The organism is Clostridium sp. LIBA-8553, assembly GCF_057782465.1.
On sequence record NZ_CM173489.1, the window covers coordinates 284,691 to 297,177 of the forward strand.

Genomic DNA, 12,487 nt, shown 5'->3' on the forward strand with positions numbered 1-12,487 from the left:
TTTATTAGAAAAAAATATATAATTAAGAGAATAAATTTTTTATGTTGATGAGGAGCTTTAAGATGAGTTATGAAAATGATAAAACCTTATTATTATCTTTGAAAGAGCAGATTTTTCCAAGAGAAAGAATGCTAAGGTTAATAAGATATGACTATGCAGAATCAATGGATAAAAAAAGAAATTTTAAGAACATAAGAAAACTATATGATATGAGTGAAAAAGAAGACTATCATATAGATGAACAGACTTGGCATGATTTAGATTTGGATAAGGTTTATTCAAAATTGGATAGAAACTACAGTAGTGTAGGAGAATCTGCACTTTATTCAATGCTTAGAAATCCTTTGAATGATGAAAAGAAGTTAAATGAAAGAAATAATACTATAGAGTATTTTAAAGAAAATGAAAAAATAAGAACTAAGATTTTAGGCATATTTTTTGATTTAGGAATGGATAAGAAAAATAGTTTACTAGATATGATTGATGAAAAACTAATAGAATCCAATCAATTTAAGTACTATGCATATACAGTATTAGGTAAGATTCTACCAGCAATACTAATACTTATCGCTATATTTGTAGATATAAGAGCAATGCTTATATTTATGTTTTTAAGTTTTTTTAATATGTATTTAAATAGTAAAGAAAGAGAACATATTAAATCTAATGGATTAATTTATTTAAGAAAAGTAATCAAATCAACTAAAAAAATAATGGCTATTAAAGATAAGGGTTTAGATAGCTTTAAAGAAGAAATAAATGAAAATTTAAATAAGTTAAAATCAATAGATAGAAATACTAAAATAATAGGCTTCGCTAATATGTGGGGCGGAGTATTTGAGTTTATATCTGTATTATTTTTATTAGAAGAGGCAGCTTACTATAAAACTGCTGATGCTATAGAGAAGAATAAGGTTTCAATTTTAAATCTTTATAGAGCTTTAGGTAATATTGAAGCTATAATATCTGTTGGTAGTTATGAGGTAGAAGAGAAGGATAGAATTAATAGGCCTAAATTTATAAAAGAAACTACATTAAGAGTTAAAAATGGACTACATCCAATCATAAAGAATCCTGTAGCAAACTCAATAAACATGAGTAAGAGAGGAATTGTTCTTACAGGAACTAATATGTCGGGTAAATCTACTTTTTTAAGAATGTTAGGAGTAAATATGCTTTTGGCTCAAACCTTTGACTTTGTTTTAGCAGAGAAATATGAAGCACCTATATTCAATATAGTATCTTCAATTAGTCCAAATGATGATTTAAGTAGTGGTAAGAGTTTCTACATGGCAGAGGCAGAATCAATTTTAAGAATAATAAAAGCATTAGATAAAGATTTACCAGTATTTTGTCCAATTGATGAAATATTTAGAGGAACAAATCCTATAGAGAGAATATCAGCCTCAGCTGAAATACTTACTTATATAAATAAGAAGAATAGTATATCTATAGTGGCTACTCATGACAGAGAATTAGTTGATATATTAAAGGATAATTATGAATTTTACTATTTTAGTGAAAGTGTTGATAGTAAAGAAGGCTTAAGCTTCGATTATAAACTTAAAAAAGGAGTTTCTAAAACTAGAAATGCTATAAAATTATTAGATTATATAGGATATCCAAAGGAAATAATAAAGAAAGCTTATGAAAGATCAGAAAAATTAGAAGGTTTTATTTAGAAAGGATTGTTATGATGTTTAAACCAGTTAAAAACACGAAAGTTTATGAACAGGTTGTTGATCAAATAAAAGAGATGGTAAGAGTAGGGCAGATAAAAAAAGGTGATAAACTTCCTACAGAGAGAGTTATGGCAGAGGAACTGCAAGTAAGTAGGACTTCTATAAGAGAAGCTATGAGAGCTTTAGAGGTTGTTGGATTAATAGAAAGTAGACAGGGAGCAGGAAATTATATAAGAGAAGAATTTGATGATGTATTATTAGAGCCACTTTCTATAGTGTTTATGCTTCAAAATGGAACTAACAAAGATATATTTGAACTAAGAGAGGTTCTAGAGTTATCAACTATATTTTTATCTGTAATGAGAATATCAGAAGAGGATTTAAAAAAAATAGGAGAGCTTATAGATAGACTTAAAGTATCAACAAATGAGGAAGAAAATGTTAGGATTGATAGTGAGTTTCATAGCATTATTGTTAAAGGAGCAAACAATGTGCTTATAACAAATCTTTTAGAAGGTGTTTCTGAATTAGTAGATAAATTTATAAGTGAAGGAAGAAGAGCTATTTTAAGTAATGAAAATAATAGAGAAAAATTATTAGAATTTCATGAAAAGATATATTTAGCTATAAAGAATAGAGATGCCTATTCTGCGTATAAACATATGCAAGAGCATTTTGAATTAATAAAGGAAAATATTTAGTTATACAAACTTTATTTTAAATAAAAGTGATTTTTAATCTATTATAAGCCTATATAATAACTTGATAAATTGACTAAAATAAATAAAAGGTATATGGTTAATTTAGGGTATAAAAAGAGACGTTGGGTATATAAATTTTAATATGGCATATTATTTTAATATGCCATATTTTACAAAACAAAATTGGTCATACCAAATTATCTAAATGGTATAAAGTTATTATGAGGGGTGAAAAAATGAATATTTATCTTATGTTTTTTCTTGCTCTTATACCTATAATAATTCTAATTATAGGTCTTGGAGTTTTAAAAATTCCAGCTCATAAAATATGTCCAATAGCATTAATAATTACCATAGTACTTTCCATACTTTCTTGGAAAATGTCAATAAGAGATTCTTTAACAGCGGTTTTAGAAGGGGTTGCTCTAGGAATTTGGCCAATAATGGTAGTTATTGTAGCTGCGGTATTTACTTATAACTTAGTTGTTCATACAAAGGCTATGGATGTTATAAAGTCAATGCTAACAAATGTTAGTGACGATAAAAGAATACTGGTTCTTATATTAGCATGGGGTTTTGGTGGATTCTTAGAAGCTGTAGCTGGCTTTGGAACAGCCGTTGCAATTCCCGTTGGAATAATGGCTGCCCTTGGATTTAATCCTTTTTTTGCATGTGTTATTTGCTTAGTAGCTAATACAACTCCTACTGCTTTTGGAGCAATTGGTCTCCCTGTGATAACGTTATCTAACGTGTCGGGAGTTCCTATAGAGCCTCTAAGTTATTACGTAGTAATACAATTATTTCTTTTTGTGGTATTAATTCCTTTTATATTGGTTGCTTTAACTGAGAAAAGCTTGAAAGGCATAAAAGGAGTATTTGGAATAACCTTAGCTTCAGGTCTTTCTTTTGGCATTGTACAAGTTCTTGTGGCAAAATTTTTAGGACCTGAATTGCCAGCAGTTTTGGGATCAATAGTTTCTTTATTAGTCACAATTTTCATAGCAAAAAAATTCTATAAAAAAAGTGAGAATTTGAAGAATGAAGAAAAAATTGAATTAAAAAAAGTGTTAAGAGCATTTTCACCATTTATATTAATATTGGTAATAATAATTGGAGTTAGCCCATTATTTCCAAGCTTATATGATAAATTAAGTGAAATAAAGACCTCAGTCAATATTTATACAGGAGTAGGGGCTAAACCATATACCTTTGTATGGATAACAACACCAGGAGTATTAATATTGATAGCCGCATTTATTGGAGGATTTATACAAAGAGCTTCCTTTAAAGAAATGATTGAAATTTTGGGAAAGACAATGAGACAGATGAGTAAGTCAACCATAACAATACTTTCAATAATAGCTTTAGCAAAAGTAATGGGATACAGTGGTATGGTTGCATCTATAGCAACTGTTCTTGTTATGGTAACTGGTTCATTTTATGCTTTCATAGCACCTTTTATTGGAGCTTTAGGAACCTTTGTTACAGGAAGTGATACTTCTGCTAATGTTTTATTTGGTGAACTTCAAGCACAAGCTGCAAATTCTTTAGGAATAAGTCCAGCTTGGTTAACAGCTGCTAATACTTGTGGAGCCACCGCTGGTAAGATGATATCTCCTCAAAGTATAGCCGTAGCAACAGCTGCCACAGGCTTAGCTGGAAAAGAAGGTAAGATATTAAACTCTACATTAAAGGTATGTATAGTATATGTGATTTTATTAGGTGTAATAAGTTATGTAGGAAGCTTAATTTTCACATAGTTTTAGAAAACGTTTATTTAACAATTTATATAACTTAAAGTCTCTATTTAAAATTAATAAACAATTAAATAGAGTTAGAAAGGGAATGGAGTGATTTTTATGAAAATTATGGTTTGTATCAAACAAGTTCCTGGTACTTCAAAAGTTGAAGTTGATGAAAAAACAGGAGTTTTAAAGAGAGATGGAGTAGATTCTAAAATGAATCCATATGACTTATACGCCTTGGAAACTGCTTTAAGGATAAAAGAGAAAAAAGGTGGAGAAATAAAGGTAATAAGTATGGGACCACCACAAGCTAAGGCTGTAATAAAAGAGGCCTATTCTATGGGGGCAGATGAAGGAACTTTAGTTTCAGATAGAAAATTTGCTGGTGCCGATGTATTAGCAACTTCATATACATTATCTCAAGGAGTTAAAAAATGTGGAGATTTTGATATTATCCTTTGTGGTAAACAAACTACTGATGGAGATACAGCACAGGTTGGCCCTGAAATGGCTGAATATTTAGGAATTCCTCATGTAGCTAATGTTAGAAAAATATTAGATGTTAATGATGATTTTATTAAAGTTGAAATGGATATGCCTAATACAATAGAAGTTTTAGAAGTTAAATATCCTTGTCTTTTAACTGTAGATAAAGATATTTTTCAACCTAGATTACCTTCCTATAAGAAGAAACTTGAAACAGAGGAAAGAGAGATAAATGTAATATCCTTAAGTGATTTTGAAGATAAGGATGAAAAGAAATATGGTTTAAATGGATCACCAACTCAAGTTGAAAGAATATTTCCACCAAGCAATAATGATGATCATGAAATTTGGACAGGCAATCCATCAGAGCTTAGTGAAAAGATGGAAGATAAATTAAGAGAGCTTAAGTTTATTTAGGGGGTAAGAATTATGGGAAGATTAGTAGTTCATCAAGATAAAATAGATGATGTAAATAGTGTAATAAAAATATGTCCTTTTGGAGCTATGGAAGTAGTAGATGGTAAAGTCGAAATAAATGCAAGTTGTAGAATGTGTAAGGTATGTGTTAGAAAAGGACCGAAAGGTGCCTTTGAGTTCGTAGAAGATGAAGACAAGATTTTAGTAAACAAAGATGAATGGAATGGTATAGCAGTTTATGTTGACCATGTTAACGGAGAAATTCATCCAGTAACTTTAGAACTTATAGGAAAAGCTAGAGAACTTGCAGATAAGGTTAATCAAAAGGTTTATTGTTTATTTATGGGGAATGGAATAAAAGATAAGGCTGGAGAGCTTTTACATTATGGAGTAGATGAAGTTATTGTATATGATTATAAAGAACTTGAAAACTTTAGAATTGAGCCATACACAGCTGTTTTTTATGACTTTATAAACAAGATTAAACCATGTTCAATATTAGTTGGAGCAACAACATTAGGTAGATCACTAGCTCCAAGAGTTGCAGCAAGATGTAGAACAGGCCTTACAGCAGATTGTACTATATTAGATATAAAAGAGAATACAGATTTAGTTCAAATAAGACCTGCCTTTGGTGGTAATATTATGGCACAAATAGTAACTCCAAATTCAAGACCTCAAATGGCAACAGTTAGATATAAGGTTATGTCTGCTCCAGCAAGAAATGAAGAATGTACTGGAGAGATTAAATACTTTGAAATAGAAAAAGATAAGTTAGAATCAAATATAGAAGTTAAGGAAATTAAACAAAAGGCTAAAGAACATAGCATATCAGATGCTGAGGTAATAGTTGTGGCAGGTAGAGGAGTTAAATCAGAAAAAGACTTAGAGATGATTAAGGAACTTGCGGATTTAGTAGGAGGAGAGCTTGCCGTTACAAGACCTCTTATAGAATCTGGATGGGCTGATGCAAATAAACAAGTTGGATTAAGCGGAAGAACAGTAAGACCCAAACTTATAATAACTTGTGGTGTTTCTGGAGCTATTCAGTTTGTGGCAGGAATGAATAACTCAGACTATATCTTTGCTATAAATAAAGATGAAAAGGCACCAATATTTAAGGTTGCTCACTATGGAATAGTTGGAGATATTTATGAGGTTGTTCCTAAGCTTATTGAAAAAATAAAAGGGGAAGGGGTGCTTTAATATGAGTTATAATAAAATAGATAATGTTGGATTTGAATTTATAAAAGGAATAATAAATGATAATGAGAGGGTATTTATTGGAGAAGAAATAAATGAAGATTATTCTCATGATGAATTAGGATCAGAAAAGCATATGCCAGATATTGTTGTTAAGGCCATGGATAGAGATGAAATTGTATCTATAATGAAGTATGCTAATGAAAATAATATTCCTGTAACAGTAAGAGGATCAGGTACAGGTCTTGTTGGGGCTGCTGTTCCTATATTTGGAGGAATACTTTTAGATTTAAGTGGAATGAATAAGATTTTAGAATTAGATGAAGATAACTTAACTCTTACAGTTGAACCAGGAGTTCTTCTTATGGAAATAGCTAAGTTTGTTGAGGAGCATGATTTCTTCTACCCACCAGATCCAGGAGAAAAAACAGCAACTATAGGTGGTAATGTTAGTACCAATGCAGGAGGAATGAGAGCTGTTAAATATGGAGTAACAAGAGACTATGTAAGAGGTATGGAAGTTGTACTTCCAAATGGAGAAGTTTTAGAACTAGGTGGAAAGGTTGTTAAAAACAGCTCAGGATATAGTTTAAAAGATTTAATGGTTGGTTCAGAAGGAACTTTAGGAATAATAACTAAGATAGTTTTAAAACTTTTACCATTACCTAAAAAAGTAATAAGTTTATTAGTTCCATTTAAGGACTTAGAAAGTGCCATAGAAACAGTTCCTAAAATAATAAAATCAAAGAATATACCTACAGCAATAGAATTTATGCAAAGAGAAGTAATAATATCAGCAGAGGAGTTCTTAGGAAAGAAATTCCCTGATAGCTCAGCAGATGCTTATTTAATATTAAGCTTTGATGGCAACTCTAAGGAAGAGGTTGAAGGTTACTATGAAAAAGTGGCTGATATATGTTTAAAAGAAGGAGCCTTAGATGTATTTATATCAGATACAGAGGAAAGACAAGAATCAATATGGTCAGCTAGGGGAGCTTTCTTAGAAGCTATAAAAGCTTCAACAAGCGAGATGGATGAGGTTGACGTAGTTGTACCAAGAAATAAAGTAGCTGAATTTGTTAAATTCACTAATGAAGTAGAGAATAAGCTTAATATCAGAATAAGAAGTTTTGGACATGCAGGTGATGGAAACTTACACATCTATATATTAAGAGATGAATTATCAGAAGAAGAATGGAATAAAAAGCTTAGTGAAGCTATGGAAATACTTTATACAAAACAAAGAGAACTTAATGGACAAGTTTCAGGAGAACATGGTATAGGTTTAGCTAAAAAACTATATTTAGATGAATCATTAAATAAAGCCACAATTGATATTATGAGAGGAATAAAACTAGCTTTTGATCCTAATAATATTTTAAACCCAGGTAAAGTTTGTGAATAATAAAGTGATAAAATAATTTATATTAAAATAACTTAAAAAACTTATAATATTTATTAAGAGTATTATTGAATAATAGTTAGTAAAGTTCATTAATACTCTTAATATACTTATAAGCTTTATTTTATAATTTAGATAAACAAATTTAATTTGATAAAAAAATAAAGAGCCCCAAATAGGCTCTTGTTTTTTATGATGTCATTCCGATATACATACCTACGAAGTATGGGATAAGCCATATGAACCAAACTACTAAACTAAATTTGTGGAATATAGCTTTTGCTTTTTCGCTACCTTTGTTTAGAACAATTGTTGCCCAAACAGCATGTATAAGCATTAAAATAATAGCAAGCATACCTGTTGATTGATGTATTAAAAGGTCAGTTGGAGTAATGCTAGTATCAGTTCCAGATGCAACTATTCTACTCATTGTATATGTACCAAGAGTATCACATACTAAACCACACCAAAAGATTATTACATGTTTTTTCTTTAATATACCTGCTCTGTGTTCACTCCAAACACCAATTGTGTAAAATATTAATGCTAATGTTATGAATATAATAGCTGGAATTAATAATTTAGGCATAAAAAAACCTTCTTTCTTAAATTAGAATAAAATTTTATAGCCTGTCCTTAAGTTGAAGTTTTCATATATTAAAAGAAATCTAAAGCGTGGATTTACTTTAATATGTGAAAATTAAATTTCATTATGGACTAGGTTCATATTAATAATAACATATTCACAAAAAATTTATAGACCTAATAAGAAAATTTTATTTACAATTTGTTTAAAAAATAAAATTTATTTTTAATTTAATATATTTTTCTAATTAAAATTAATTTTTAGAAAGATAAATTGTTTTTTAAAAGTAAATGAGGAAAAAAATGTATTAGATGATATAATAGATGTAATTAATTATAATAAAAAATTAGGTTTAGAAAGGGGAAGAAAAATGTCTAAAAATTTAAAAGAATATGCATTAATTATTTGTGTAGCGATAATATTAACATTTCTTATAAATAAATTTTTACTTTTTAAAATAGTAGTTCCAACTCCATCAATGGCACCAACTATTGAACCTGGAGATCAGCTTTTTGCTACAAGAATATATAATTTATCTAAGATGCAAAGAGGAGATATGATAGTTTTTTATTCAAAGGAATTTGATGAGAGGATGATAAAAAGACTTATAGGATTACCAGGAGATAAGATGGAAATAAAAGAAGATGGAACAGTATATGTAAATAATGAGAAGTTACATGAGCCTTATATAAAATACCAAGGTGGTGAAGTGAATGTAAATTTTGAAGTTCCAGAAGACAAATATCTTTTATTAGGTGATAATAGAGATAATAGTAAAGATGCAAGGTATTGGAGTGAAAAATATATAGAGGGTGATGATATATTAGGAAAAGCTCAAATAACAGTATGGCCTTTGAATAGGTTTAACTTTGCTAACTAAAGAATAAGATTAAGGGAGTTCCTATGAGCACATGGTTATTTATAGATTGCTTTCTTTTAATATTAATTATATGGTGGATTTATGATCTACTTAAAGGAGAATTTCTAATTAATAAACTAGGGGCAAAGGCGAGTTTTAGATGGTTAATTGGAATTTTAATTACTACTATAATAGTAATGCTTATTACATTTCCTTTAGTAAAAAATACATATGAAATAAAAACTTTTATTAGAGACTCAAGATTAAATCAATATATATCAAGTTATAAATTATCTGGATTTAGAAACTCTACTGTTATAGCTAAAGGTAATGATCAGTTTGTAAACTTAGATAATGATTTGAAGTTTGAATACATGGATGCTGTTAGGGAAAGGATAATTTCAATTGTCTCTTCTAATTATGGAATTGGAGATGGGGGATACATTGAGATTCATAATATGATTATGGATATGAAAGTAGAAGTCGATGTTGGAGAGGATAAATATATAACTAAAGGAAGTAATTTGACATTAAATGGACAAGAAGTGTATAAAAATGATTTAAGCTTAAGTTTTGGAGGTATTGGAGTTTCTGGTGAGAAGAATTTAGAGTATTTATCTATATTTTTTGATATAAGAGCATTTAATAATTTAGATGAGGATTATATAGAGAATATAAGTTTTGATCCTATAGTGACTAAGGAATTAGAAAAAAATATTCTTAGCAAGGACGGGCTAATTTCACGAGAAAATATAAAGGGTAAATTAAATCCGAAAGAGTCAGGTCAATATGAGTATTGTATTAAATTTAAAAAGAACGACTTTACAGAGGATGAAATCGTAGAACTAGCCAGAAAAACTAAATTTAATGTTAGTTATGTTAAATGTAATAAAAAAGATAAGAAGCTTGAGAACAAGCTGTGGGAATTAGAATAAGAATAATCCTGTTAAGTAGACTTAATACAGTATTTTTAATAATGTCTATTTAACAGGATGAGTTTTATATCTTTTATAATTCTTTTAGTTTATTCTCTTTTTAATGTTTCTTGTAATGAGATTTTATTTATTTTTCTCTTAGCACTAAAGGTTCCTAAATAGAAGATTATTAGAACTATTACAAAACCTAAAATGGCTTGTAGCAGACTAAGTTTCATAGGTAGTATCATGCCAAATTCAGAGGCTAGATATTTCATACCAAAGTTCATGCTTACTATGGTTAGTGGTAGTCCTATTAGATAAGCAATTATTGTATATATCTTATAACTATCTAGAATCATTGAGTTAACTTCTTTTTTATTGTATCCCATAACTTTTAGTAGAGAGATGCTATAAGTATTATCTTCAATAGTTAGTGAAGTTAGGACAAACATTATTATTACTGCTATGAATACGGCACTTGCTATCATTGCATATATTGAAACTCTAACAAAGCCTTGCATTGATTTACTTTGTTCAAGTATTGTGTTTTTATTTACAACACTTACATAGTCATTGCTATTTAACTTTTCTTTTGAGAAAACTCCATTATAAAGATCGGAATTTTTTCCATCACTTATTAATTCACTGAGTTTTTTTCTAGAAATATAAAGCTTATCTCCAGTATATTCATCAGTTTCTCCAACTATTTTTAAGGACTCTTCTTTATTTCCAATTTGAACTTTTATTGTATCTCCAACCTTTATTCCATTTTTAAGAGCAAAGCTACTAGTCATTACAATACCATCATCTAAATCCTTAGTAATATCCTTATTATCTTTATCATAAAGCTTATGAAGTTTATTATCTTCAGATAATCCAATTAAGGTTATCATTTCATCTTTATACAAAGCACTTGGATACTGTAGGAATTTTTCTTCTCCAGCACTAAGTTTAGGAAGTTCCTTAGTATTATCTATAAAGCCTTCATAATTATAATCAACTCTTTCATAATACTTAGTTCCAAGATTATTAAATACACTACTCATCATTAAAGCCATAACTATTAAGATAGTTGAGAATAGCACTCCAAAGAAAAATACTAAGAATTTAGCTGTATTCTTAAAGATAAAAGAGTATTTGAACTTAGTTTTACCTTTAGCATTCTTAAGTATTTTATTTGTAAGTTTATTTAAGAACGAAACCTTGTTTGTCTCAGAGTTTCTAAGTAAATCTAATGCCTTTTTAGAAAGCATCTTTATTATTAATATTGAAGAAAGTCCTATAAAGAAGATTAATGGAACAATAATAGCTGTAAGAGCTACCACAAAATTGCCTCTTATAGGAACTGATGGTAATAGATAAAACATTAGGTACATGTTTTTTAGTGGTTCAGCAGCTAGCCATCCCCCTACATATCCTAAGATAAGCATAGGTAAAGATATTAATAGAATAAGCACTATGTAGGGCTTAGCTATTTTTTTGTTTTTATATCCTAAGGCTTTAAGAACACCAATCTGACCTTTTTCTTCTCTTAAAATCTTATAAATAAGAATGGCAACAATTAAGATGGCTATAGAAGATATAACTATACTTAACCCCATGCTCATAGCTTTACCACCTTTAAGTTCTAGATATATTCCACCACTTCTCATTTGGTTTTGAGTTGATACAATGTTAGTTATGAACTTTAGATTACTTTTATCTTTATAAGTATCAATTACCTCAGTTTTAAACTTACTTTCATTCCATTCTCCTTTAGAAACTCCAGAAAAATGAAAGTTTTCGTCGCCTTTTAGTTCGTCAAAGGCTTTATCTGTCATAATAATAAAGCTTTGAGTTCTATTATCTATAATAAGATCTGTACCTAATAAAGGTAAGTTATAATCAGGAAGCAGTGAGAAACCAACTATTTTAAATTTATTACCATTTAAGTCTAAATAATCACCTATATTAAGATTATTATTTTTTGCATAGGTCTTATCAATAGTTATTTCATCATCTTTTTCAGCTTTCCTTCCTTCTTCGATATAAGTAAGGTTCATAGTAATTCCATTTTTGAAGACTCTTCCTTTATTTCCTTTTCCATTAAGAGTATAGTCGATGTCTTTGTAATCTCTAAGCTCTAATTCATAGCCATTATAGTCAGAAAGAAATTCTTTTTTCCTATTTTCTATTATTTCATTAAATAGATTTTCATCTAGTCTTTTTATATCACTTAAATAAAAGCTCCCACTTAGTTCAGAGACAAGGGAAGGATTGTTTTTAATAAGATATTCCGTTTCATTTTGAGTTAGTCCATTATACATATCAATGGATAAGTCTTCTAGTTTACTTTCTTTAAAAAATTCTTCAGTAGGCTTTTTTAATCCATCTATGGCATATGCCATAACTGTATAAATAAATGAACTTATAAATATAACTAATCCAATAGCTAAGATTTGAGCCCATTTTTTCTTAAAGGTTTTAAACACACTTTTATATAACATAGT

At 29.0% G+C, this 12,487-nt stretch carries 10 protein-coding genes; 8 read left to right on the forward strand and 2 right to left on the reverse strand.

The window, feature by feature from the left end:
* The first annotated feature begins 128 nt into the window (after window positions 1–128).
* From AC2JAQ_RS01205 to AC2JAQ_RS01230, 6 genes are all read left to right on the forward strand, one after another.
* Window positions 129–1,682 carry a MutS-related protein gene (locus tag AC2JAQ_RS01205; protein ID WP_488458757.1) on the forward strand — a complete coding sequence of 518 codons (1,554 nt, stop codon included), beginning with the start codon at window positions 129–131 and terminating at the stop codon, window positions 1,680–1,682.
* Window positions 1,683–1,696: 14 nt separating this feature from the next.
* A complete protein-coding gene (locus AC2JAQ_RS01210) occupies window positions 1,697–2,383 on the forward strand; it encodes a FadR/GntR family transcriptional regulator (protein WP_488458758.1) in 687 nt (228 codons plus the stop codon).
* A gap of 236 nt (window positions 2,384–2,619) precedes the next feature.
* Window positions 2,620–4,143, forward strand: coding sequence for an L-lactate permease (locus AC2JAQ_RS01215; RefSeq protein WP_488457513.1), 1,524 nt, complete (start codon window positions 2,620–2,622; stop codon window positions 4,141–4,143).
* Window positions 4,144–4,242: 99 nt separating this feature from the next.
* Window positions 4,243–5,031: an electron transfer flavoprotein subunit beta/FixA family protein gene (locus AC2JAQ_RS01220; protein WP_488457514.1), complete on the forward strand. Its 789-nt coding sequence runs from the start codon at window positions 4,243–4,245 to the stop codon at window positions 5,029–5,031.
* A gap of 12 nt (window positions 5,032–5,043) precedes the next feature.
* The gene (locus tag AC2JAQ_RS01225) at window positions 5,044–6,237 is read left to right on the forward strand and encodes an electron transfer flavoprotein subunit alpha/FixB family protein (RefSeq protein WP_488457515.1); all 1,194 of its coding nucleotides are present in this window, start codon (window positions 5,044–5,046) and stop codon (window positions 6,235–6,237) included.
* A 1-nt stretch (window position 6,238) separates the two neighbouring features.
* Window positions 6,239–7,639, forward strand: a complete 1,401-nt coding sequence (locus tag AC2JAQ_RS01230) for an FAD-binding oxidoreductase (protein ID WP_488457516.1) — start codon at window positions 6,239–6,241, stop codon at window positions 7,637–7,639.
* Between the two features lie 187 nt (window positions 7,640–7,826).
* Here AC2JAQ_RS01230 and AC2JAQ_RS01235 read toward each other — a convergent pair whose 3' ends face one another.
* Complete coding sequence (locus AC2JAQ_RS01235; RefSeq protein ID WP_488457517.1) at window positions 7,827–8,225, reverse strand: HsmA family protein; 399 nt, start codon at window positions 8,223–8,225, stop codon at window positions 7,827–7,829.
* A gap of 367 nt (window positions 8,226–8,592) precedes the next feature.
* Here AC2JAQ_RS01235 and lepB point away from each other — a divergent pair, with 367 nt between their 5' ends.
* Window positions 8,593–9,102: a signal peptidase I gene (gene lepB / locus AC2JAQ_RS01240; protein ID WP_488457518.1), complete on the forward strand. Its 510-nt coding sequence runs from the start codon at window positions 8,593–8,595 to the stop codon at window positions 9,100–9,102.
* Window positions 9,103–9,125: 23 nt separating this feature from the next.
* Window positions 9,126–10,016 (forward strand): hypothetical protein, encoded by an 891-nt coding sequence (locus AC2JAQ_RS01245; protein ID WP_488457519.1) that lies wholly within the window; start codon window positions 9,126–9,128, stop codon window positions 10,014–10,016.
* Window positions 10,017–10,105: 89 nt separating this feature from the next.
* Here AC2JAQ_RS01245 and AC2JAQ_RS01250 read toward each other — a convergent pair whose 3' ends face one another.
* Window positions 10,106–12,484, reverse strand: a complete 2,379-nt coding sequence (locus AC2JAQ_RS01250) for an ABC transporter permease (RefSeq protein WP_488457520.1) — start codon at window positions 12,482–12,484, stop codon at window positions 10,106–10,108.
* Between the last annotated feature and the right edge of the window lie 3 nt (window positions 12,485–12,487).

Coding starts and splice junctions, on each gene's coding strand:
- AC2JAQ_RS01205 (WP_488458757.1), top strand. CDS start 129: ATGCTAAGGTTAATAAGATATGACTATGCAGAATCAATGGATAAAAAA.
- AC2JAQ_RS01210 (WP_488458758.1), top strand. CDS start 1,697: ATGTTTAAACCAGTTAAAAACACGAAAGTTTATGAACAGGTTGTTGAT.
- AC2JAQ_RS01215 (WP_488457513.1), top strand. CDS start 2,620: ATGAATATTTATCTTATGTTTTTTCTTGCTCTTATACCTATAATAATT.
- AC2JAQ_RS01220 (WP_488457514.1), top strand. CDS start 4,243: ATGAAAATTATGGTTTGTATCAAACAAGTTCCTGGTACTTCAAAAGTT.
- AC2JAQ_RS01225 (WP_488457515.1), top strand. CDS start 5,044: ATGGGAAGATTAGTAGTTCATCAAGATAAAATAGATGATGTAAATAGT.
- AC2JAQ_RS01230 (WP_488457516.1), top strand. CDS start 6,239: ATGAGTTATAATAAAATAGATAATGTTGGATTTGAATTTATAAAAGGA.
- AC2JAQ_RS01235 (WP_488457517.1), bottom strand. CDS start 8,225: ATGCCTAAATTATTAATTCCAGCTATTATATTCATAACATTAGCATTA.
- lepB (WP_488457518.1), top strand. CDS start 8,593: ATGTCTAAAAATTTAAAAGAATATGCATTAATTATTTGTGTAGCGATA.
- AC2JAQ_RS01245 (WP_488457519.1), top strand. CDS start 9,126: ATGAGCACATGGTTATTTATAGATTGCTTTCTTTTAATATTAATTATA.
- AC2JAQ_RS01250 (WP_488457520.1), bottom strand. CDS start 12,484: ATGTTATATAAAAGTGTGTTTAAAACCTTTAAGAAAAAATGGGCTCAA.